This window comes from Mycolicibacterium sp. 624 (assembly GCF_040548615.1).
Taxonomy (GTDB): domain Bacteria; phylum Actinomycetota; class Actinomycetes; order Mycobacteriales; family Mycobacteriaceae; genus Mycobacterium.
The window spans coordinates 1,168,459-1,191,399 of the sequence record NZ_JBEPRZ010000002.1; the positions used below are offsets into that span (position 1 = coordinate 1,168,459).

General features: G+C 65.3%; 22 protein-coding genes. 13 read left to right on the plus strand and 9 right to left on the minus strand.

From position 1 onward, the window contains the following. Nucleotides 1-15 precede the first annotated feature (15 nt). Genes ABIA65_RS12710 through ABIA65_RS12720 form a run of 3 tightly spaced genes read left to right on the plus strand, consistent with a single transcriptional unit; the run spans nt 16 to nt 2,668 of the window. Nucleotides 16-1,083, plus strand: a complete 1,068-nt coding sequence (locus ABIA65_RS12710) for a thiolase family protein (RefSeq protein WP_354523703.1) — start codon at nt 16-18, stop codon at nt 1,081-1,083. Next, on the plus strand, nt 1,083-2,261 hold the full coding sequence (locus ABIA65_RS12715) for a thiolase family protein (protein ID WP_354523704.1): 1,179 nt from the start codon (nt 1,083-1,085) through the stop codon (nt 2,259-2,261). Before ABIA65_RS12710 ends, ABIA65_RS12715 begins: the two co-directional genes overlap by 1 nt. Nucleotides 2,262-2,311: 50 nt before the next feature. Next, a complete protein-coding gene (locus ABIA65_RS12720) occupies nt 2,312-2,668 on the plus strand; it encodes a nuclear transport factor 2 family protein (RefSeq protein WP_354523773.1) in 357 nt (118 codons plus the stop codon). A 9-nt stretch (nt 2,669-2,677) separates the two neighbouring features. Here ABIA65_RS12720 and ABIA65_RS12725 read toward each other — a convergent pair whose 3' ends face one another. The 5 genes from ABIA65_RS12725 to ABIA65_RS12745 form a co-directional block, all read right to left on the minus strand. After that, nucleotides 2,678-3,961, minus strand: a complete 1,284-nt coding sequence (locus ABIA65_RS12725) for an LLM class flavin-dependent oxidoreductase (RefSeq protein WP_354523705.1) — start codon at nt 3,959-3,961, stop codon at nt 2,678-2,680. A gap of 38 nt (nt 3,962-3,999) precedes the next feature. Further along, complete coding sequence (locus ABIA65_RS12730; RefSeq protein WP_241402976.1) at nt 4,000-5,334, minus strand: LLM class flavin-dependent oxidoreductase; 1,335 nt, start codon at nt 5,332-5,334, stop codon at nt 4,000-4,002. Further along, a complete protein-coding gene (locus tag ABIA65_RS12735; RefSeq protein ID WP_354523706.1) occupies nt 5,331-5,657 on the minus strand; it encodes a hypothetical protein in 327 nt (108 codons plus the stop codon). The genes ABIA65_RS12730 and ABIA65_RS12735 overlap by 4 nt, the downstream gene beginning before the upstream one ends. Further along, on the minus strand, nt 5,654-7,168 hold the full coding sequence (locus ABIA65_RS12740; protein ID WP_241402974.1) for a sodium:solute symporter family transporter: 1,515 nt from the start codon (nt 7,166-7,168) through the stop codon (nt 5,654-5,656). Before ABIA65_RS12740 ends, ABIA65_RS12735 begins: the two co-directional genes overlap by 4 nt. 171 nt (nt 7,169-7,339) lie before the next feature. Beyond that, a complete protein-coding gene (locus ABIA65_RS12745; RefSeq protein ID WP_354523707.1) occupies nt 7,340-7,873 on the minus strand; it encodes a gamma carbonic anhydrase family protein in 534 nt (177 codons plus the stop codon). A 141-nt stretch (nt 7,874-8,014) separates the two neighbouring features. Between ABIA65_RS12745 and ABIA65_RS12750 the strand changes: the two genes are divergently transcribed. The 3 genes from ABIA65_RS12750 to ABIA65_RS12760 are packed head-to-tail and all read left to right on the plus strand — an operon-like array spanning nt 8,015 to nt 10,351. Beyond that, nucleotides 8,015-9,172 (plus strand): 3-ketosteroid-9-alpha-monooxygenase, oxygenase component, encoded by a 1,158-nt coding sequence (locus ABIA65_RS12750; RefSeq protein WP_241402972.1) that lies wholly within the window; start codon nt 8,015-8,017, stop codon nt 9,170-9,172. Nucleotides 9,173-9,199: 27 nt separating this feature from the next. Beyond that, nucleotides 9,200-9,694: a hypothetical protein gene (locus ABIA65_RS12755; protein WP_241402971.1), complete on the plus strand. Its 495-nt coding sequence runs from the start codon at nt 9,200-9,202 to the stop codon at nt 9,692-9,694. Between the two features lie 18 nt (nt 9,695-9,712). Next, nucleotides 9,713-10,351: a sensor domain-containing protein gene (locus ABIA65_RS12760; protein ID WP_354523708.1), complete on the plus strand. Its 639-nt coding sequence runs from the start codon at nt 9,713-9,715 to the stop codon at nt 10,349-10,351. A 10-nt stretch (nt 10,352-10,361) separates the two neighbouring features. Here the strand turns inward: ABIA65_RS12760 and ABIA65_RS12765 are convergent, their stop codons facing one another. From ABIA65_RS12765 to ABIA65_RS12775, 3 genes are all read right to left on the minus strand, one after another. After that, nucleotides 10,362-11,138 (minus strand): IclR family transcriptional regulator, encoded by a 777-nt coding sequence (locus tag ABIA65_RS12765; protein ID WP_354523709.1) that lies wholly within the window; start codon nt 11,136-11,138, stop codon nt 10,362-10,364. A 77-nt stretch (nt 11,139-11,215) separates the two neighbouring features. Next, nucleotides 11,216-12,628, minus strand: a complete 1,413-nt coding sequence (locus ABIA65_RS12770; RefSeq protein WP_354523710.1) for an FAD-dependent oxidoreductase — start codon at nt 12,626-12,628, stop codon at nt 11,216-11,218. 20 nt (nt 12,629-12,648) lie between these two features. Continuing rightward, nucleotides 12,649-13,995, minus strand: a complete 1,347-nt coding sequence (locus ABIA65_RS12775) for an MFS transporter (RefSeq protein ID WP_354523711.1) — start codon at nt 13,993-13,995, stop codon at nt 12,649-12,651. 191 nt (nt 13,996-14,186) lie between these two features. Here ABIA65_RS12775 and glpK point away from each other — a divergent pair, with 191 nt between their 5' ends. Both glpK and ABIA65_RS12785 read left to right on the plus strand, forming a co-directional pair. Continuing rightward, complete coding sequence (gene glpK, locus ABIA65_RS12780; protein WP_354523712.1) at nt 14,187-15,704, plus strand: glycerol kinase GlpK; 1,518 nt, start codon at nt 14,187-14,189, stop codon at nt 15,702-15,704. A 41-nt stretch (nt 15,705-15,745) separates the two neighbouring features. Beyond that, nucleotides 15,746-17,464, plus strand: coding sequence for a glycerol-3-phosphate dehydrogenase/oxidase (locus ABIA65_RS12785; RefSeq protein WP_354523713.1), 1,719 nt, complete (start codon nt 15,746-15,748; stop codon nt 17,462-17,464). A gap of 14 nt (nt 17,465-17,478) precedes the next feature. Here ABIA65_RS12785 and ABIA65_RS12790 read toward each other — a convergent pair whose 3' ends face one another. Then, a complete protein-coding gene (locus ABIA65_RS12790) occupies nt 17,479-18,186 on the minus strand; it encodes a FadR/GntR family transcriptional regulator (RefSeq protein ID WP_241402969.1) in 708 nt (235 codons plus the stop codon). Nucleotides 18,187-18,359: 173 nt separating this feature from the next. Here ABIA65_RS12790 and ABIA65_RS12795 point away from each other — a divergent pair, with 173 nt between their 5' ends. The 5 genes from ABIA65_RS12795 to ABIA65_RS12815 are packed head-to-tail and all read left to right on the plus strand — an operon-like array spanning nt 18,360 to nt 22,923. Further along, on the plus strand, nt 18,360-18,875 hold the full coding sequence (locus tag ABIA65_RS12795; RefSeq protein ID WP_241402968.1) for a gluconokinase: 516 nt from the start codon (nt 18,360-18,362) through the stop codon (nt 18,873-18,875). Beyond that, the gene (locus ABIA65_RS12800) at nt 18,872-20,011 is read left to right on the plus strand and encodes an ABC transporter ATP-binding protein (protein ID WP_354523714.1); all 1,140 of its coding nucleotides are present in this window, start codon (nt 18,872-18,874) and stop codon (nt 20,009-20,011) included. The genes ABIA65_RS12795 and ABIA65_RS12800 overlap by 4 nt, the downstream gene beginning before the upstream one ends. Nucleotide 20,012: 1 nt before the next feature. After that, the gene (locus ABIA65_RS12805; RefSeq protein WP_354523715.1) at nt 20,013-21,143 is read left to right on the plus strand and encodes an ABC transporter substrate-binding protein; all 1,131 of its coding nucleotides are present in this window, start codon (nt 20,013-20,015) and stop codon (nt 21,141-21,143) included. Then, nucleotides 21,143-22,084, plus strand: a complete 942-nt coding sequence (locus ABIA65_RS12810) for an ABC transporter permease (protein ID WP_354523716.1) — start codon at nt 21,143-21,145, stop codon at nt 22,082-22,084. The genes ABIA65_RS12805 and ABIA65_RS12810 overlap by 1 nt, the downstream gene beginning before the upstream one ends. Beyond that, a complete protein-coding gene (locus ABIA65_RS12815) occupies nt 22,081-22,923 on the plus strand; it encodes an ABC transporter permease (protein ID WP_241402964.1) in 843 nt (280 codons plus the stop codon). The genes ABIA65_RS12810 and ABIA65_RS12815 overlap by 4 nt, the downstream gene beginning before the upstream one ends. The last annotated feature ends 18 nt before the right edge of the window (nt 22,924-22,941 follow it).

Consider the following 22,941-nt stretch of genomic DNA (forward strand, 5'->3'; position numbering starts at 1 on the left):
GGGCGGTTGAACAAGATGACGGATCGCAATGTCGCGGTGGTCGGTTTTGCGCATGCTCCGCATGTGCGCCGCACCGAAGGCACCACCAACGGCGTCGAGATGCTGATGCCGTGCTTCGCCGAGCTGTACGCGGAGCTGGGCATCAAGCAGACCGATATCGGGTTCTGGTGCTCGGGCTCCTCGGATTACCTTGCCGGTCGGGCGTTCTCGTTCATCTCGGCGATCGACTCGATCGGTGCGGTACCCCCGATCAACGAGTCACACGTCGAGATGGACGCGGCCTGGGCGCTGTACGAGGCCTACATCAAACTGCTGACCGGCCAGGTGGACACCGCACTGGTGTACGGCTTCGGCAAGTCCAGTGCCGGCGTCCTGCGCCGGATTCTGGCCCTGCAGACCGACCCGTACTCCCTGGCGCCGCTGTGGCCCGACTCGGTGTCGATGGCGGGCCTGCAGGCCCGCTTCGGCCTCGACGCCGGCAAGTGGACCGCCGAGCAGATGGCGCAGGTGGCGCTTGACTCCTTCGCCGTCTCCGAACGCACCGATTCGGAGAAGTCCGCCAAGAGCATCGATGAGCTGCTGGCCCGGCCGTACTTCGCCGATCCGCTGCGCCGCCATGACATCGCGCCCATCACCGACGGTGCGGCCGCGATAGTGCTCGCCGCAGGCGATCGGGCCCGCGAGCTCCGCGAGCGGCCGGCCTGGATCACCGGCATTGAGCACCGCATCGAGACACCGGTGCTCGGGGCACGCGACCTTACGGTCTCGACGTCGACGGCGGCCTCTGCTGCCGCCGCGACCGGAGGCGATGCGGGCTCGATCGACGTGGCGGAGCTGCACGCGCCGTTCAGCCATCAGCAGTTGATCCTCACCGAGGCCATCGGGCTCGGTTCGAACACCGTGGTCAATCCCTCCGGTGGGGCGTTGGCGGCCAATCCGATGTTCGTCGCCGGTCTGGAACGCATCGGCTTCGCCGCTCGGCACATCTTCGACGGTTCAGCGGGTCGGGTGCTGGCGCATGCCACGAGTGGCGCTGCGCTGCAACAGAACCTGGTTGCCGTGATGGAAGGGAAGGACAACTGATGGCCGGTCGGAACGCCGCGGTCCTGGGCACCGGGCAGACCAAGTACGTCGCCAAGCGTCAAGACGTGTCGATGAACGGCCTGGTCCGCGAGGCCATCGACAGGGCGCTGCAGGACTCCGGTTCGACGTTCGACGACATCGACGCCGTGGTGGTCGGCAAGGCGCCCGACTTCTTCGAGGGCGTCATGATGCCCGAACTGTTCATGGCTGACGCAGTCGGCGCGACGGGTAAGCCACTCATCCGGGTGCACACCGCCGGGTCGGTGGGCGGGTCGACGGCGATCGTGGCCGCCAGCCTGGTGCAGTCGGGCAAGTACAAGCGCGTGCTGACCATGGCGTGGGAGAAGCAGTCCGAGTCGAACGCCATGTGGGCGTTGAGCATTCCGGTGCCGTTCACCAAGCCCGTCGGCGCGGGCGCGGGCGGCTACTTCGCACCCCACGTGCGGTCCTACATTCGGCGCTCCGGCGCACCAAGCCACATCGGGGCGATGGTCGCGGTGAAGGACCGCCTCAACGGCGCCAAGAATCCACTGGCGCACCTGCATCAGCCCGACATCACCCTGGACAAGGTGATGGCGTCGCAGATGCTGTGGGATCCGATTCGCTTCGACGAGACGTGCCCGTCCAGCGACGGCGCCTGCGCAATGGTTATCGGCAACGAGGAGATCGCGGATCGCCGCGTCGCCGACGGCCATCCGGTGGCGTGGGTCCACGCCACCGCGCTGCGCACCGAGCCGCTGGCCTACTCGGGTCGCGACCAGGTCAACCCGCAGGCCGGTCGCGATGCCGCGGCCGCCCTGTGGCGGGACGCGGGTATCACCAGCCCGATCGACGAGATCGACGTCGCCGAGGTCTACGTGCCGTTCTCCTGGTTCGAGCCGATGTGGCTGGAGAACCTCGGCTTCGCCGCCGAGGGTGAGGGCTGGAAGCTCACCGAGGCCGGCGAGACCGCAATCGGCGGCAAGATCCCGTTCAACGCCTCGGGCGGCGTGCTGTCCTCGAATCCGATCGGCGCATCCGGAATGATCCGCTTCGCCGAATCGGCGATCCAGGTCATGGGCAAGGCGGGTGACCACCAGGTCGAGGGTGCCCGAAAGGCCCTCGGTCACGCGTACGGCGGTGGCTCCCAGTACTACTCGATGTGGGTGGTGTCGGCCGACAAGCCGGTCTCGAAGTGAGCGACGTGGCGCCGGTTCACCTCGCGGGCAAGCGTTCCCGCGAGGCGGCCATGGCCCGTGACAAGGAGGCCTGGCTGTCGGTGTTCGCCGACGACGCTGTCGTCGAGGATCCGATCGGGCCGTCGCACTTCGACCCCGAGGGCAAGGGCCACCGGGGTAAGGAGGCGATCGCGAAGTTCTACGACATGGCGATCGCCCCGAGCGAGCTGACGTTCAACTTCGAGAAGACCTACATCTGCGGTGACGAGGAAGCCAACGTCGGCAGCATCGTGATCCGATCCAGCGGATACGAGGTCACCGCCGAGGGCGTGTTCACCTACCGGGTCAACGGCGACGGCCAGATGGTCGCGCTACGGGCGTATTGGGAGCTGGACAAGGCCACGGCAAGCGCACGCAAGCTCGACTGACCTGCGCCGCTAGTCACCGAGGATATTGGCGCGCAGCGTGTTTCCCGGATAGCGCGTACGGTACCGACCGCGTCGCTGCAGCTCGGGGACGACGAGGTCGACGAACTCCTCGAAGCACCCGGGTGTGTGGGTGGCCAGGAGCATGAAGCCGTCGGCACCGCCGTCGTCGAGGAACACCTCGAGCTGGTCGGCGACGGACTCCGGAGTGCCGATGATCTGGGGCATGGAGAACCGGAACGCGTAGATGTCGGCGGCCTCGGCGACCGTCACCGCCTCACCGGCCCCGGTGGCGACCAGCGCGTCCTTGACACCCTGAATGCCGGGCACCGGGATGTCCTGCAGAGGCGCCTCCGGGTCGAACTTCGAGAAGTCCACGCCCAGTTGGCCGGACAGCATCGCCAGCGATGCCTCCGGCCGCAGCAGCGACCGCAGGTACTCGGCCCTCTCCCGAGCCTGGGACTCCGTCGCGCCGATGATGACCTGCGCGCCGTAGTAGAGCTTGACCGCCTCCGGGTCGCGGCCCGCCGCAGCCACCCGCCCGCGGATATCGTCGGAGTAGGCACGCATCGAGGCCACCGTCGGCTGGATCGAGAAGATCGCCTCGGCCGTGGCGGCGGCGAACCGGCGCCCCTGTTCGCTGGCCCCCGCCTGCCACAGCACCGGCCTGCCCTGCGGCGACGGTGCCACGAAGTGCCGTGCCCGGCAACGGAAGTACTTGCCCTCGAAGACCACCTCGGCGACCTTCTCCGGGTGCGCGTAGATGCCCGACTCCCGGTCGGCGACGACGGCGTCGGGCTGCCAGGAGTCCCAGAGCCGACAGCACAGGTCGACGTACTCCTCGATGCGCTCATAGCGCGTCGATCGATCGGGCATGTCCTGGCCGTAGGCGGCGAACTCCGACGGCGAGTACGAGCCGACGATGTTCCACGCCACCCGCCCACCGGACAGGTGATCGAATGTGGAGAGACGACGCGCCATCGAGTACGGGTGCTCGAACGCCGTGGACAGCGTGATGCCCACCCCGAGGTGCTCGGTGGCGCCGGTGATGATGGGCGTCAGCGCCGCGGGCTCGTGCGTCGGAGCCTGCACCGCGTAGCGGACCGTCGCGTCCGAACTGTCCTCATACGAGTTGTACGGTGCCAGTTCGTCGGCCAGGAAGACTGCGTCGAACAGGCCCCGCTCCAAGGTCCGGGCCAGGTGCTGCCAGTACGGCGGCGACGCGTAGTCCCACCCGACCTTGTCCTGCGGATGGCGCCACATGCCCACCGAGTGACTGCTGACACCGTGCTGCATGAAGGCGAGGAAATGTGCCTTGCGAGTGCGTGCGCTGATCAGTACTCCTGCAGGCTCTCGCGCAGCGTGGTCCCGGGATAGCGGGTGCGGTAGCGGCCGCGGCGCTGCAGCTCGGGCACCAGCAGCTCGGTCATGTCGTTGAAGCAGCCCGGGGTGTCGGTGGCCAGCATCATGAAGCCGTTGCAGCCGCCCTCGTCGAGGTAGTGCTCCATCTGGTCGGCCACGTCCTGCGGCGTTCCCACCGCGACCGGCGCACCCATCGAGGTGCCGTAGATCTGGGCGGCCTCGCGCACCGTGACCGGTGCGCCGTCCTTGGCTTCCAGGATGGCGTCGAACAGGCCGCGGATGCCCTGTACGTCGGCGTCCACCACGTTATCGTCGAGATTCAGCGTCGAGAAGTCGAAACCGGTGTGGCCGGAGAGGATTCCGAGGGCGCTCTCGATCTGGACGTTCTCGACGAACTCCGCGTACTTGTCGTTGGCACGGGACTTGTCGCGATCGATGATGGTCTGCAGCCCGTAGATGAGCTTCACCGACTGCGGGTCGCGACCGTGATCGTCTGCGCGGGTGCGGATATCGTCGGCGTAGGCCCGCATGCTCTTGGGCGTCGGGAAGATGCCGAACACCGATTCGGCGTGCTTGGAGGCGAACTCGCGACCCTGATCGGATGACCCGGCCTGCCACAGCACCGGGCGCTTCTGCGGCGAGGGCGCGACGAAGTGCCTGCCCTTCGACTGGAAGAACTCGCCCTGGAAGTCGACCTCCCGCACCTTGGCGGGGTCGGCGAAGATCCCGTTGGCGCGGTCGTAGACGATCGCATCGTCATCCCAGGAGTCCCACAGCTGGTACAGCAGTTGCATGTACTCCTCGACGACCTCGTAGCGCTTGTCACGCGGGGTGAGGTTCTCCTTGCCCATCGCCTGGAACTCGCTCTTGGAGTACGACGTGACGATGTTCCACCCGACCCGGCCGCCGGTGAGGTGATCAAGTGTCGACAGCTGGCGGGCCATCATGTACGGCGGCACAAAGGATGTGGACAGCGTGATGCCGATGCCGAGATTCTTGGTGAACGCGCCGACGATCGGCACCACGCTGGCCGGTTCGTGGACCGGACACTGGCCCGCGAACTTCACCACGGGATCCGAATTGCCCTTGTAGGTGGTGTAGGGCGCCAGCTCGTCGGCGATGAACATCGCGTCGAACAGGCCGCGCTCCATGATGCGGCCGAGATCGCGCCAGTACTCCGGGCGCGACCAGTGGTAGCCGACCTTGTCGCGCGGATGCGCCCACATCGTCGATGCGTGGTTCATCACCCCGTGCTGAACGAAGCCAAGCAGGTGCGCTTTGGTCTTCGTGTTCTTGGAGTTGGTCATTCCGCGCTCCTGGAGTCGATGATGAACGCTGCGATGACGGCGACGGCCGTTCCGATGGCCAGGATCACCGGCAGGTACCAGAACACGGGGCTCACACCGAGCAGCACGATGACAGATGTTGACACGACAACGGCGCCCAGCGCCTTCCACGCGAACCCGGTGCCATCGTCGTCCAGTCCGGTCGTGTCGATCTCCGCTGTCTCGCCGGATGCGGCCAGTGCCAGCACGTCTCGGCGTACCCGGAGGAAGGACTGCACTGCGAGCGTGACGTAGACGATGGCCACCACCACCGCGATGACGACGGTTATCCAGAAGGCGATCATCGGACCGGGTCCGGATCCGCGGCCCTGTCGACCTTGACCGCCGGCGCACGGCCCTCGGTCAGCGCCTCACCGCGATCCCGCAGCGACGCGAAGTCGAATGACTGTTTCGACAACAGGCTGATACCGACGGCAGCCACGAGTGAGATCGCCTCCAAGGTAATGATTCCCGGCAGTTCGCCGACGAATTCGCGTACTGGGTAGCCGATGGCGATGGCCAGCACCAGGCTGGCGACGAACGCCGTCGACGTCATGCGGCGCCAGAAGATGGCCAGGCCGAGCGGGACTATCAGCGCGGCCTTGATGAAGTAGACGGTGTTGACTAGCTCGACGTAGTCGATGCCCGAGCTGACGACCACCCCGCCGACCACGCCGGCGATGATGATCGATGCCTTGGTGTAGCGGAACAGCGACTTCTGGGAGATGTTCGGATTGCTTGGCTTGAGGATGTCGACGGCGACAACTGAGGAGAGTGCCGAGAAGGCGCCGTCGATGGTGGAGTAGCACGCGTTGAGGATGATCAACACGTAGAGCGCCACCAGGATGATCGGCAGGCCCAGGTTGCTCACGACGTATGGCCCGACACCACCGGATCCCGCGGCGCCCAGATCGGATGTCTGGAGGCCGAAGGCCAGCCCGACGAGACCGAGCAGACCCATCACGATCGGGATCGGGTAGAACCACAGGCCCGCCCACACGAACGTGCGGCCCATCGATGCCGGCTTGAGGGCCCACGCCTTCTGCCAGAACGTCTGGTCGGCCATGGTGGACGCGAGAAGCCCTAGCGCCAGCGAGATTCCGAAACCCGCGGCGGCGGCGGGACTGAAGGCGTTGAGCGTGTCGGGTCCGGCGGCGTCGACACGCTGGAAGACCACGTCGGGTCCGCCGACCTTCTGCAGGACGAAGAGGACCACGACGGCGGCGGGGATGGTGATGAGCATGGTGTTGAAGGTGGCGGTGATCGCCGAGGTCCACAGCCCGCCGAAGTACGAGTACACCGTCACCGTCGCGAGCGTGACGATCAGCACGACGGTGGGGTTGATGTCGAACACCACGCCCATCACCAGGACGACCCCGAAGAGGTTGATGAAGATCTCAGCGAGCAGTCCGAGCAGCATCGCGACCAGCATCACGGTCGTCGCCGGCTTGTTCTGGAAACGTGCGCGGATGAACTCGACAATGGTGTAGCCGGCGGGCATCTGGCGGCGAAGCCGAAGTGCGAAGGGCACCATCGCCATCACCGCGAGACCGTTGGGCACGACGAACCAGATGAGACCTGAGATGCCGAAGGTGAATGCCTGCGCCGACGACATCATCACGGCCATCGACCAGGTCCAGACCGCGATCACGGAGCCGACACCGAAGCCGAACCCGATGCGGCGATCGGCGATGACGAAGTCGTGGGTGTTCTTGACCATTGTGCGGACCGTGAAGGCCACCACGAACATGAAGGCACCGAGCCCCAGCATCAGCGCGAAGCCGATACCGGGTGACAAGTTGGACGGGTGGAACACACAGCCTCCTGGACCAGATGAAACGAGCGGCCCCCCGCGTGCCGGGCATGCGCCATCGCACGCCGCTTGGCAGTGGACAGAGTGGCATCACGCACCGGACTGCGGGAGCGTTGCAATCAGGATGAATCCAGGGATGTTTGGCGCTGCGAACCTGCGGTATTGGCAGACGCGTCAGATCTCGGCGATGAGCTCCAGCCCGGCCTGATACCGCCGGGCAAGGTCCTGATAGGCGCCCGGGTTGGTGTCCACCCACAGCTGCGCGCCGGTCCCCGCGATCGGTCCACGAACCTTGGCGGGCGCACCCATGACGAACACCTCGTCGGGGATCTTGGTGCCGCCGACGACCAGCGAGTGCGCCGCGATCAGGCTGCGCCGTCCAATGACCGCTCCGTCGAGCACCGTCGCGTGGTTGGCGATCACCGCCTCGGGGCCGACGTTCACACCGTGAATGACACAGCTGTGCGCGATGGTCGCGCCGGGCCCGATATCAGTGGGGATGCCCGGCGGTGCGTGCAGAACGCTGCAGTCCTGCACGTTGGCGCCCTTGCGGATAATGATGGGGGCGAAGTCCGCGCGCAGGACCGCGTTGAACCACACGGACGCACCCGCCTCGACGTGAACGTCCCCGACCAGCGTCGCGGTGGGTGCGACGAACGCGCTCGGATCGATCACTGGGGATCGTCCCTCGAATGAATACAGCGGCATCTCCTACATATACCGCGTGGTAGACACTGTTGGCTGGCGATGAGCGCTCGCAGAAGAGCCCGTCTACCTGCTCACATTGCGCTCCCGGGGTGAAAAACTGTAACGTGTTCTAGTTAGAAGCTCAGAAACGGGAGGCCCACCGTGAGTACAGAAACTGCAGGTATACGCGAGATCGACACCGGCGCGCTGCCGGAACGGTTCGCGCGTGGCTGGCATTGCCTCGGACCGGTGAAGGATTTCCTGGACGGCAAGCCGCACGGCATCGAGATCTTCGGCACGATGCTGGTGGTCTTCGCCGACTCTAACGGCGATCTCAAGGTCCTCGACGGGTACTGCCGACACATGGGCGGCAACCTGTCCCAGGGCACCATCAAGGGTGACGAGGTCGCCTGCCCGTTCCACGACTGGCGCTGGGGCGGCGACGGCAAGTGCAAGCTGGTGCCCTACGCCAAGCGCACGCCGCGCCTGGCCCGCACCCGCGCTTGGGAGACCGACGTTCGCGGTGGCCTGTTGTTCGTCTGGCACGACGTCGAGGGCAACCCGCCGCAGCCCGAGGTGCGCATTCCCGAGATCCCGGAGTTCGACAGCGACGAGTGGACCGACTGGCGGTGGAACACGATGCTGATCGAGGGCTCCAACTGCCGCGAGATCATCGACAACGTCACCGACATGGCGCACTTCTTCTACATCCACTACGGCATGCCGACGTACTTCAAGAACGTGTTCGAGGGCCACATCGCCAGCCAGTACCTGCACAACGTCGGCCGCCCGGACATCAGCGATATGGGCACCACTTACGGTGAGGCGCACCTGGACTCGGAGGCCAGCTACTTCGGGCCGTCGTTCATGATCAACTGGCTGCACAACAACTACGGCGGTTTCAAGGCCGAGTCCATCCTGATCAACTGCCACTACCCGGTCAGCCAGGACTCGTTCGTGCTGCAGTGGGGCGTCATCGTCGAGAAGCCCAAGGGCTTGGACGAGAAGACCACCGACAAGCTGGCCCGAGTGTTCACCGAGGGTGTCAGCAAGGGGTTCCTGCAGGACGTCGAGATCTGGAAGCACAAGACGCGCATCGACAACCCGCTGCTCGTCGAGGAGGACGGCGCGGTCTACCAGATGCGTCGCTGGTATCAGCAGTTCTACGTGGACGCAGCGGATGTCACCGCCGATATGACCGACCGCTTCGAGACCGAGGTCGACACCACGGCTGCCATTGAGAAGTGGCAGGTGCAGGTCGAGGAGAATCTGGCACTGCAGGCCGAACAGCAGGAAGCGCCAGAGCAAGCCACCCGATAAGCGCTCGCGAAGAGCAGAGGACAAGCCATGACGGCCAGTGACGAGCGGACCCAGGCACCAGACGTAGACCGCCTGGCCCGCTCGATGCTGCAGCTCAGCGGCCACGACGACGAGCACGGCCACGACGACGAGCACGGCGCCGACCACCCGACGGGTGAGGGCCGGGCGAGCGGGTCGTGGTCGAAGGCACCTGACTTCGCGGCCGACCCGGCGCGCGCCGCAGCCATCCGCGAGGCCAGCCGCCAGGACCGGGAGCGTTACCTCACGGCAGGTCTCGTTCCGGTCGACTGCCGGTTCTGCCACGCCACTGTCGCGGTGAAGAAGCTCGGCCCCAGCCAAACCACGGTGCAGTGGAACTCGGACGCCTCGACCCGGTGCGCCGTGTTCTCCGAGATTCGCGCCGGCGGTGGCGACAGCAGTCGCAGCCGATCGTGCCCACGACTGTCGGACAGCATCAAGCACGCGGTGGCCGAGGGTTGCCTGGAGGAAGTGTCCTCTGCCCCCTCCCCCGGCGACGGCTGAGCGCCTACTGTCCTGGCCATGTGGAAATCGGGACTGGTGCTCGTGTTCGGCGCCGTTCTCACCGGCTGCACGCAGGTCGTCGACACTGCGCGGCCACAGGCCGAGTCAGCGGTCGCACCCATCACCGCCGGACAGGTCCGTGACTTGTTGAGCCCGAGTGTCGGGGATGTCGATGGCAATCTGTTCGCCACCGTCGAACCGCAGCAGTGCAGTGGGATAGCCCGGGAAGTGGACCCGCCCTTCATCTTTGACCTCGATCCGGCCGCAACCGATGGTGGGCACTGGTCCGATGCCACAGGCCACGGGGTGGTCATCGAGGAGATGGCCGGCGTCTACCCGGCCGACTTCGACGCACGCGACGCACTCGACCGGACGCGGAGAACCCTCGAATCGTGTCGGGAAACGCCCCTGCGGGTCACCACGATGCGCGACCGCACCTACGTCTTCAGGCTGGGGCCCCCGGTGGAATCCGGTTCACCCGATATCGTGCTGTGGTCTCTCACCGCCACCGACTGGGCCTGCGACAGCGCGTACGTCGCCGCGCACAATGCCGCCGTGGGCATTTCCACATGCGGACCCGTCAACGGTTATGACGTGTTGGCACTGGCTCGGAACGCGCTGGATCGCATTGAGGCACTCGCCAATCTGACCGCGTGATCTGTCGCCCTCAGGCGGAGCGCACCGACAGATCCTCATCGCGCGGCAATTGGAGCGCGATCTCCTGCGCGGCGTCTCGCAGCTGAGGGAGGAACGTGGCGATCTCGTCGAGCGGCATCCGGAAGTCGGGAGCGGACACCGTCAACGCGTATGCGGGCCTTGCACCCTTCATGATCGGCACGCTGACCGCTCGGATGCCCCGCTGAATCTCGCCGTCGTTCACCGCATACCCAGATTCGGCAACCTGGCGCAGTTCCTTGCGGAAGTCCTCTTCATCGATGTGGGTATTGGGCGTCAACTTCTCCCAGTGCAGTTGCCTGATGATTTCCTCTTGCTCAGCAGCCGGAAGAAATGCCAGCAGACACTTGCCGCCTGCCGCCGCATGCAGCGGCAGCCGCTCCCCCACGTAGGCCCTGATCTGCACGCGATCGGATCCACCGAGCCGTTCCACGTAGTAGTACTCCGCGCCCTCCCTGGCACCGATGAAGATGGTTCGGCCGGTGCTGTCGGCCAGTCGGCGCATGACCGCGAGCATCACCTCCGGCAGCGTGCGCACCTCGGAGGCCCGGTGGTGCAGCTCAAAGAGCTTCATTCCCAGTTGATACCGCCGGCTCTGTGGGTCGATGCGCGCGAGACCGATGCGAACCATCTCGGTGAGCAACCGATGAACCGTGCTGGGCGGCAGGTCGACCTCCCGAGACAGCCCGGTCACGGTCACGCCATCGGGGTGATCAACGAGTACGTCGAGCAAGATGAAGCCCTTGGCAAGGGTGCCATCAGTCGCCATGCCGGAATCCTAACTCCCGTCGGAACACGCAGGTCCGGAGAACTCCGGCATGGCGACCTCGGCCTCACTGCGCTTTGTCAGTCGATCAGCTGGTTGCGCTCCAGCACCGCACCCTGTTGCCGCAGCACGTCCTGGACGTCGCCGTGCGGAATATCGCGCAGTGCCACGCCTGAACTCTGTGCGCCCAACGCCGCGATCGTGCCTGCGGCGTGACCGCTCACCATGCAGACGGCCTGGCCGCGCACGGACCCTGCGGCCTCGTGATCTGAGCTGATGCACCGGCCGGCAACGATGACGTTGTCCAGCCCGTTGGGGATCAACGCGCGCTTCGGAATCCCGTACGACCGGGACAGGTACTGCAGTGTGATACCCCCGCCCTCAACCTTCGTCCCGAGCACCTTGGCCCCGATGCCGGTGTCATGGATGTCGAGCGGATACGCACCGCGTCCGACCTGATCCTCGAAGTCCCGCCCGGCGAGCACGTCCTCGCGCGTCAGCGTGTGCTCGCCGACGATGTGCCGCGACTCCCGCACACCCAGCTGGTGCGGCAGGTTCGCCAGGTAGCAGCGGTCGAAGCCGGGCACGTACTTGCGCAGGAAGTGCAGCGCCTCGTAGGTCTGCAGCTGGGTCTCGGCCTCTGCGCGGCTGACGTCCCAGGGATCGGTTCCGTCGATGCCGTGTACGCGGGTGAGGTTGATGACGACATCGTCGCGGCCGGGCAGGGTGTAGATACCAAGGCGGTTACGCGGCATGGTGAAATCACCGGCGTCCTTGGCCTGTTGGATCAGGTTCTGGAATGCCATGAGGTGCACGCCTGGGGTGTTCCGGATGTACTCCATCGTGTACCCCGTCCCGGTCCAGCCGGTCGGAGCGGTGCGGTCCTCCGGATGCTCCTCGAGGTAGTCCCACACCTTGTCCAGGAGAACCCCACCGACGCGGAAGATGTTGCTGACCGGCTGGGTCACCCGGTCTGTCCCGTTGCCGAAGACAAACTCGCCACCTGCCCGCGCAACCACGTCCGCGTCACCGGTCGCGTCGACGACATACTTCGCCTTGATCGTCGAGATACCGGCCTTGTTCGCGACGGTCAACTTCGCGACGCGATCACCCTCGCGTTCCACACCCAGAAACATGGTGTGGAACAGCAGATCTGCGCCGTGCTCCCTGGCCGCGCGCAGCAGGAAGATCTTGAACGGTTCGGGATCCTGGGCGAGGATCGAGCCGAAGAGGCTGTCCTTCACCGGCGGCGTCGCGTGCTCGTTCTTGATCAGGTCGCGAACGATGTCTCGGGGGTATCCACCGAGCGCCCAATAACCCTCTGCATCAGCCGATCCCAGGAGGTTCATACCCAGCGAGAGAATGCCGCCAAGGTAACCGTACTGCTCGATGACGATCGTCTTGGCGCCCGTCGCGGCCGCTGCGATCCCGGCGAACGCGCCGGCGGTACCACCACCCACCACAGCGACGTCGTAGTCATATTCGTTGGTCATATTCATTCCCACTTTCTCTTCTAATCAGCGATCTTCGTGAGGGTTTCGAGATCCGCGGCGCCCGACGACGCACCTGAACCCGTGAAGTCGTCGCCATAGGTCGTCTTGACGAGGTAGATGGAGATCAGGCCGATGACGGTGCTCACGATGATCAGGACGGAGATCGGCCAGGATGCGCCGTCGGCCCAGCCGACGATGGATGCGGCGAACAGTGGTACGAATCCCACTGTCGCGCCACCGATCTGATAACCGACCGACGCACCGCTGTAGCGGACACGAGGCGGGAACATCTCCGCGTACAGGGCCGCGGTCGGCGCGTACATCATCGGGTGCGCCACGCCAAGGACGACGACCACTGATGTCCACACCAGAGCCGGCACGCCGGTCCCGATCATCCAGTAGAGCGGAAAGGCGCACACCGTGGCGAGCGCAGCACCGATGGCGTAGGTCCGCCGGCGGCCGAGGCTGTCTGAGAGTCGACCGAAGATGGGGACCAGGGCCGCCTGACACGCGGCGGCGATCATGATCCCCGTGAAGAAGACACTTCTGGGCATCCCCAGCTCGGTGGTGGCCCAGGACAGGGTGAAGACGCTCAGCACATAGAACAGCACCCCGTGACCGAGATAGATACCGCCGGCGAGCAGCACATTCTTCGTGTTGGACCGAACCAGCTCGAAGAACGGAATCTTCGCGACCGCTCCCTGCTTTTGGAGCTTGTCGAACACCGGCGTCTCGATGACGCGGAGCCGGATGAACAGGCCGACGGCGACGAGCACGATGCTCAGCAGGAACGGCACCCGCCATCCCCACGTTCGGAAGTCGTCATCCGGCATCGCCGAGAACATCGCGAACAGGCCCGTCGACATGAGAAGTCCGATGGGCACCCCCATCTGGGGCCAGCTGCCGTAGAAGCCGCGCCGGTTCCGAGGGGCGTGCTCAACGGCCATGATGACCGCACCGCCCCATTCGCCACCAACGGCGAATCCCTGAATGAATCGCAGGCTCACCAGAATGATTGGCGCCCAGACGCCGATCGCGTCGAATGTCGGTAGCAGACCGATGGCGAAGGTCGCCGCACCCATCACCAGCAGGCTGACGATGAGCATTCTCTTGCGACCGATTCGGTCACCGAAGTGTCCGAAGAACACCCCGCCCAGCGGACGTGCGATGAATCCAACGGCGAACGTGCTGAACGCCGCAAGGGTGCCGGCAAGGGTCGAGAAACCGGGAAAGAAGAGGGTCCCGACGATCGTCGCCGAAGCCGCTCCGTATATGTAGAAGTCGTACCACTCGATCGTCGTGCCGATGAGGCTGGCCGCCGCGACCCGCTTGATCGGTGACTTCTCGCGTTCGTCGTCCACTGCCACTCGGGCTCGCTCCATTGCGACGTCTCACCCTCTTCAAGTTGATCTCAGAACCTATTCCGATTATCGGAATAAAACCCCGCCTATCGGGATACTCGCTACTGTAAGCGGGGTCACAACGCAGTGTCAACAGCTTGTGTCCGACCGCGATCAGAATGCGCTTGGGCCAGTACAGCCGTGAAAGGACCTGTCTCATGCCAGATTTCGTCGGCGCCATCGACCAGGGCACCACCAGCACACGCTTCATGGTCTTCGATCACGGCGGCCGCGTGATCGCTCGCCACCAACGTCCCCATGAACAGGTCCTTCCCCGCCCAGGCTGGGTTGAACACGACCCGGTGCAGATCTGGCAGCACACGGAAACGGTGATGAACGAGGCGTTGGACGAGCACGGGTTGCGCCCAGACGACCTTGCCGCCATCGGAGTCGCCAATCAACGCGAGACAACGGTGGTGTGGAACAGGCGCACCGGTCTGCCCTACTACAACGCGATCGTCTGGCAGGACACTCGCACGGACCGGATGTCGGCCGAACTCGACGCCGGCGAAGCCGGACACGTCATCCGTCACAAGACCGGGTTGCCACCGGCGCCGTACTTCTCCGGCGGAAAGCTCGCCTGGATCCTGGCCAACGTCGATGGTGTCAGGAAAGCGGCCGAAGACGGTGACGCACTGTTCGGCACCATCGACGCCTGGTTGCTGTGGCACCTGACCGGCGGTCCGAGCGGCGGCGTGCACGTCACCGACGTCACCAACGCCAGTCGGACGATGCTCATGAACCTCGAGACGCTGGACTGGGATGACGAACTGCTGGCGTTGTTCGACGTTCCGCGGCAGATGCTTCCCCGAATCCGTCCCTCCTCGGCACCAGACCTGTACGGACACACGGGAGTTGTGGGACCGTTCGGGTCATCGATACCACTGTCAGCCGCAGTGGGCGACCAACAGGCCGCCATGATCGGACACCTCTGCCTGTCCGCCGGTGATGCGAAGAACACCTACGGCACCGGAAACTTCCTGCTGCTGAACACCGGCCAACAACTCGTTCGGTCGAACAACGGACTCATCACGACGGTGTGCTACCAATTCGGGGACCAGCCCGCCACATACGCACTCGAGGGCTCGATCGCCGTGACGGGCTCGGCGGTGCAGTGGCTACGCGACCAACTCGGGATCATCGAGCACGCCGCCGACAGCGAATCCCTCGCTGCGCAGGTGCAGGACAGTGACGGGGCGTACTTCGTGCCGGCGTTCTCCGGCTTGTTCGCACCGCATTGGCGCTCAGACGCCCGCGGCGCCATCGTCGGACTGACGCGCTACCACCACAGGGGCCATATCGCGCGCGCCACACTCGAATCGATCTGCTACCAGAGCCGCGAGGTGGCCGACGCCATGCACAAGGACTCCGGAGTGCCGCTCGAGATATTCAAGGTCGACGGCGGCGTGACGGCCAACAGCCTGTGCATGCAAATCCAGGCGAATGTGCTCGGCATCCCGGTCAGCCGGCCGGTCGTGGCCGAAACCACCGCGCTCGGTGCCGCTTACGCCGCCGGGTTGGCAGTCGACTTCTGGAAGAGCACCGACGAGCTGCGGCAGAACTGGCACGAGAGCACCCGCTGGCATCCGCAGTGGAACGCCGAACGGCGCGAGCATGGATACCGCGGATGGCGAAAGGCCGTCGAGCGCACCTTGGACTGGGTTGATGTGACATGACAAACCCTTTGCCACAACTTGTTTCGACCAAAGGACAGCCCATGACCCTCACCCCAGTCCCCCTTAGCCCCGAATCCCGCCGTCTTGCCCTGGACACCATGGCGACCACCGAACTGGACGTCTTGGTCATCGGCGCCGGCGTTGTCGGGGCGGGAGCGGCGTTGGACGCGGTCACTCGCGGGCTCATCACCGGCGTGGTCGAGGCGCGTGACTACGCGGCCGGGACGTCGAGCCGTTCATCGAAGCTCGTGCACGGCGGATTGCGCTATCTCAAACAGCTCAACTTCGCCCTGGTTTTCGAGGCCCTACGGGAGCGTTCCCTGATCATGGACAGCCTCGCGCCGCATCTCGCCAGACCCGTCGAGTTCCTGTATCCACTGATGCGCCGTGGCATCGACCGGGCCTGGGTCGGCGCAGGTGTGGGCGTCTACGACGTGCTGGGCGCCGGACGGGGCGTACCCACTCATCACCGCCACCTCGGCAAGCGCAAGACACTGCAGAGCTTTCCCGGCGCAAAGTTGGGGGCCGTGCACGGCGGTGTCAGCTTCTATGAGGGCCACCTCGACGACGCCCGCCACACGATGATGCTCGCGCGCACTGCCGCCAGCTACGGCGCGCTCTGCGCCAACAGCGCCCGCATGGTCGGGTTTCTCCGGGACGGCGATCGTGTTGTCGGCGCACGAGTCAAGGACCTCGAGACCGGCAGGGAGATCGCGGTCCGCGCCAAACGGACCGTCAACGCGACAGGAGCGTGGACGGACGAGGTTGGGCAAATCCTAGGCAGCCAAGGCGGTTTCGGAGTGCGCGCGTCCAAGGGCGTTCACGTCGTCGTGCCCCGCGCCGCCATCGACTCCCGCACCGGCATCATCACCGAGACGGAGAAGAGCCTCCTCTTCGTCATCCCGTGCCCGTGGAGCGACGCGCACTGGGTGATCGGCACCACGGATACCAGTTGGGATCGGGACCTCGCTCATCCCGCGGCCAGCGCCTCGGATATCGACTACATCCTCGACCAGGTCAACAGGCTGCTGCAGACACCCATCACTCATGACGACATCGTCGGCGTGTACACCGGTTTGCGCCCCCTGCTGGCCGGCGACTCCGACCAGACCTCCACACTGTCGCGTGAGCACGCCGTGGTGAGCCCTGCCGACGGGCTGGTCATCGTCGCAGGCGGCAAGTACACCACCTACCGGGTCATGGCCAAGGACGCGATCGACACGGCAGTGCGGGGCCTGCGCGCGGAGAGGTCGCGCACAGATCGGCTTCCACTGATCGGCGCCCTCGGCTACCACGAGATGTGGGCGGCGCGGGCGCGGCTCGCCACCGAGGCGGGTCTGGACCTGGCCGCCGTCGAACACCTGCTCGGCCGCTACGGCAGCGCGATCACCGAGATCCTTGGCATCATCGACGCTGATGCGTCCCTGGCCCGGCGCATCTCGCCGCACTCGCCGTATCTGCGGGCCGAGGTGGTCTACGCCGTATCCCACGAGGGGGCACTGCACGTAGACGATATCCTCACCCGCCGCACCCGGATTTCGATCGAAACCCCGGACCGGGGTGTTGACGTCGCGCAGGAGGTCGCCGAATTGGTTGCGCCGCTACTGGGTTGGGACGAATTGCACACCCGGCGAGAAGTTGCGTACTTCCGGGCTCGGGTCGGCGCTGAGATCGAATCGCAGCGCCAGCCCGACGATCAGACCGCTAACGCAGCAAGGCTCGGCGCACCCGACGTACGTGCCGAGCTCGCCGAGCAGTGATCGCCCACGGGCCTTTACTCGAGGCCGTCACCGACAGCGGCCGCCGCCTCATCGATGATCGCCCGCATAGCGCGCTCGGCGCCCGCCTCATCACCCAGCCGTATCGCTCGCGCGACCTCATCGTGCAACTCGATGGCGGCCGGGTTGGGCCTCTCCGGCATCATGCCGTGGTGGGTGCGACCAGTGAGCACCTCGGCAATCACGCCGTTGAGCGCCCGTAGCATCTCGTTACCGCTGGCTTCAAGCAGTGTTTGATGAAAGGCCTTGTCCGCCAGGAGATACGCTTCAAGATCACCTGAACGGCCGTGCATGACCATGTCTGATACCGCTGCCGCCATGGTCCGGCACTGGTGCGGATCGGCCCGTCGGGCGGCCAACGCCGCCGCGGTCGGTTCGACACCGCGGCGCAGTTCGGATAGCGACACCAACTGCGCTGCCCGGTCGCCTGATCCGAGACGCCAGCGAATCATCCTGGGGTCGAATACATTCCACTTCTCGGGTGGCTGAATCGTGATGCCGACGCGCCGACGCGACTCAATCATGCCCATCGACTCCAGAACCCGGATTGCCTCACGGGCGACACTGCGCGACACACCGTGCTCCGCACCCACCCGATCGAGAGTGAGCACATGCCCGGACGCGTACTGCCCGGACACGATCGCGGTGCCGAGCGCGGTCAACAGACTCTCATGCAATGCACCGACTATCGCGTCCCCGTCCACCCATACATCCTGTCATAGCCAGGCCACTGTGGTTGAAGACATACGATGTCGACTATTTGGTTGCATTCGTATGCCTATTAGGCGATAGTGTGACTGCAAGCACAGTGGCAAGAGGATGGAGTGAAGTGGGATCACCAGTGTCGAGAGTTCGACGCGTTCCCCCGATAGTCGCCATGGGGGTCTCCGGCACAGGGAAGACCACGGTCGGCATGGGCCTGGCCACACGGCTGAATGAGCCGTTCATCGACGCCGACGATCTACACGATGAGCCCAGTAAGACCAAGATGGCGCGTGGCATACCGCTCACCGACGAAGACCGTGCGCCGTGGCTCACCCGAGCCGGGCAAGCGATCGAACGAGAGGTGCGACTCGGTGCGTCACCGGTCCTCGCGTGTTCCTCGCTGAAGGCGAAGTATCGAGATCGCATACGGTCCTTCGCGCCCACGGTCGTATTCGTCCACCTGGACGGCACGGCATCGCTGATCGCCCATCGACTGAGCGAACGCACCCATGAATACATGCCGTCGACACTGTTGGAGTCTCAGCTCGGCGCCCTCGAACCATTGCGCGACGACGAGCACGGTCTCCGGGTGGACATCTCCATGACACCGGGACACATCATCGATCGCGTGGTCACGTGGCTGGACGGCGCACCATTTGCCGCCGATGAGCGAATTGAGGAGAAATGACCGACACGCATGCCAGCGGCGCCCTCGAACTGAGTGGTCTCACAAAGCGCTACGGGGACAACACCGTTGTCAAGGGTATCGACCTGACGCTGCGCCCCGGCGAATTCGTCTCGCTACTCGGCCCATCGGGATGCGGTAAGACCACGACGCTTCGGATGATTGCCGGATTCGAATCGGTCGACGCGGGCGACATCCGACTCGGTGGTGTCTCGGTCCGAGACACCCCAGCGAACAAGCGCGACGTCAACACCGTGTTCCAGTCATATGCGCTCTTCCCGCACCTGAGCGTCGCAGGCAACATCGCCTACGGCCTGCGGCAGCGCAAGGTCGCCAAGAGCGAGATCGAAGACCGCGTCACCGATGCCCTGGACCTGGTACGCCTCACCCCGCTCGCGGACCGGCGACCAGCCCAGCTATCGGGCGGACAGCAGCAGCGGGTAGCCCTCGCCCGTGCTCTCGTCAATCGCCCCCAGGTACTGCTGCTCGACGAACCCCTCGCGGCGCTCGATCGTCAACTGCGCGAACAGATGCAGATCGAGCTGCAACTCATCCAGCATCGGCTCAACACCACATTCCTGTTCGTGACCCACGACCAGCACGAGGCCCTGGCCATGAGCGACCGCATCGCGATCATGAACGATGGCCGAATCGAGCAGTTGGATGCCCCGGACGCCGTCTACACGCGACCGGCGACCAGGTTCGTCGCCGGGTTCGTCGGCCAGCAGAACTTCTTCGAGGGCGCCGTCGACACCGATCGACGGTTCGCGACTGCCGACGGCACGCGCTTCAGCCTGACCCAGGCGCCGGACGGGCTCGTGGCCGGGGAGCCGGTCACACTCGCGGTGCGGCCCGAAGCCGTGCGTCTGCGCGCCGGGGAGCATCCCACCGACAGCGACACCATCGGAACATCGGTGGTCGCCCGTAGCTATCTCGGCGACGTCGTGCAGTACGTGCTGCACTCGGCTGCGCGCCAGGAGATCATCGCGCGAGTTCCGCGCCGAGACATCGACGAGAGCATCGTCGTGGGCGACACGGTGACCTGCTCCTGGGCAGACACAGCGGTCGCGGCCTTCCCGGCCAATTCACCGACGGCTCAGGCGACGACGCCCGAACCGGCACTCACGAAGGGTAATTGAGATGACACTGAACCGAGCGCCCAGATTGCTCGTGCCCAAGGGCCGCGAGGCTGCGATCAGTCGGCGCCTGTTCCTTGGCGGCGTCGCCGGCGTCAGTGCCGCGGTCGCACTCGCCGCGTGCTCAAAGCCCGGAGGGTCGGCCGCATCGGGCGACCTGCGCGTCTACTCCTGGGCCGGATACGACGCCGACGAGAACGTGTCGGGCTTCGGCAAGCCGGTCAAGATCGACGCCTACTCCTCCAATGAGGAGATGATCGCGAAACTCGTTGCAGCACGCGGGACCAGCGGCTACGACATCGTCATCCCCACCGGCGTCTTCATCCCGCAGATGGCCGAGAACGGCCTGCTCGAGACGCTCGACATGTCGCGGCTGCCCAATGTCACCAACATCGACGACGCCTTCCGCAATCAGAAGTGGGATCCCGACAACACCCACTCCGTCTGCAAGTTCTGGGGCACAACGGGGTTCGTCTACGACACCACGGTCATCAAACGGGAACTCACCTCGTGGGATGACTTCATCTCCGCCGCCAAGGGCGAGGCCAAGGGCAGGACCTCGCTCGTCGACGATCCCGGCGAGATCGCAGCGATCCTCTGCTTCGCCCGGGGTTGGGATCAGAGCACCACCGATCCGGCCCAGCTCGACCAGATCCGCACATTCCTCGTCGACGAACTCGCCCCGTGCATCTCGTCGTTCGACTCGTCACCCGGCAGTAGCGCGATCCCGCAGGGCACGCAGGTTCTCATGCACAGCTGGAACGGCGACGCCAGGCGCGGAATCCTGTCCAGCCCAACGCCAGAGCGCTGGAAGTGGGTCCTGCCGACCCCGCAGACCAACCTGTGGATGGACAACTGGGCCATCGTCAAGGATGCACCGAACCGTGATGCCGCATACGAGTTCATCAACTACTCGCTGGGCGTGGACCAGGCGGCACGCAACACCGAGTTCGTCGGGTACGGCACCGGCGTCACCGGCACTCAGGAACGACTCGTTTCCGAGAACGCCGAACTGCTCGACATGATCTTCCCGACCGCGGAGCAGAAGACACGCATGTACACCGGTGTCATCAACGACGCGCAGCAGGTGCGGATGGACATCGTCAGCGAGATGAAAGCCCGAGCGGGGGGCTGATGACTGGCCTGCTGACTGCCACGCGCCGTCGTCTGCGTGGCGGCGGTCTCTTCACCGCTCTCGCCATTCCCGGCGCGCTGTGGTTCGCGTTGTTCTTCGTCGTCCCCATCCTGGTGGTCGTGTGGTACAGCCTGGGCCACAAGCCCAGCCTGTACGCCACGCACGCCAATGACACACTGTCCCTTGGCCGGTATCAGGAGGCGCTCAGCGGCTCCTTCCTGGCGACCTTCGTGAACACGCTCCAGATCGCGGTGCTGGGCACGGCGATCTGTCTGGCACTCGGCCTGCCGTTCGCGTACTGGTTGGCGATCAAGGTGTCGACGCGCTGGCGGTATGTGGTGCTGGCGTTGGTGTTCATCCCGTATTGGACGAACTTCCTGGTCCGCACCATCGGCTGGCAGATCATCCTGGCGCCCGAGGGCCCGGCGACCCGGCTGCTGCGGTCCATGGGCCTGGTCGACGGCGCGTTCTCGATGCTCTACACCAAGCAGGCCGTGCAACTCGGCGTCGTCTACAACTATCTGCCGCTGATGATCCTGCCGATCTTCGTCGCACTGGAGCGCATGAGTCCGGCGCTGCGAGAGGCGAGTACGGATCTGGGAGCCGGACGATGGGCGACCTTCCGTCAGGTGACGTTGCCGCTGGCGAGTCCGGGAATCATCTCCGGGGTGCTGTTGGTGTTCATCCCGCTGATGGGTGACTACATCACCGCGTCGGTGCTCGGCGGCGCGCGCGGCAACATGGTCGGGCAGATGATCGCCGGCCAGTTCCAGCAGGGGCAGAACTGGGCGCTCGGATCGGCCATGTCGGTCATGCTGATCCTGATCACCCTGTTGACAATCGCGCTCATCGGCGTCGCCGGATTGGTGGCAATGCGCATCTCGCGCCGGCACAACAGACTCGCTGTGGAAACCGCTGGCATTGGGAGAACCGCCTCGTGAGGAACAACCGTTCGGCAATCGATCGGGCGCTGCTCGTGGTGGGCGTAGGGGTGCTGTGCTTTCTGTTCGCGCCCATCCTCGTGATCGTCGTGTACTCGTTCAACACGGGCCGGCTGCTCGGCGCGTGGGAGGGCGCAGGCATTGACGCCTATCAGGGCGCGTTCAACAATTCCGCGATCCTCGACTCGGTCGTCGTCTCCATCCAGGCCGGGATCCTCGCGACGCTGATCGCCACGCTGCTTGGCACCTTCCTCGGCATCGGGATCGGTATGCGCCGCGGTGCGGTCACGTCGGTCATCGTCGGCGTCATCGGCCTGGTGCTGGTGACACCCGAGATCGTGCAGGCCGTGTCGCTGCTGCCATGGCTCACCTCGCTGGTTATCGACGCGGGAATCTGGCCGCTGGAGAACGGTGTGCTGCGGCTCGCGATCGGACACTCGTTGTTCGCGACGGCGGTGGTGTCGTTCCTCGTCCGCGGGCGAGTGCGCTCACTGGACCCGGCACTCGCTGAGGCTGCAGCGGATCTCTATGCGTCGCAGTGGAATGGCTTCCGGCAGATCATGCTGCCTCAGTTGCTCCCGTCGATCGTGGCCGGTGGGTTGATGGCGTTCACCCTGAGCCTCGACAACACGATCATCTCTGCGTTCGTACAGGCCACCGGCAGCACGCCCTGGCCGGTGTACGTTTTCAGCTCGATCAAGGCCGGCCTGCGCCCGGAACTCGCGGCGATGGCCACCGTGATGCTGGTCGGCACCCTGCTGGTGCTGGCGGTCGTCATCGTGATTCTGCGCGCCGGCGGCTCCTCGTCACGCGACGTCACCCGAACGTTCGTCGGCTGACCCCTTTTTCATTGGAGA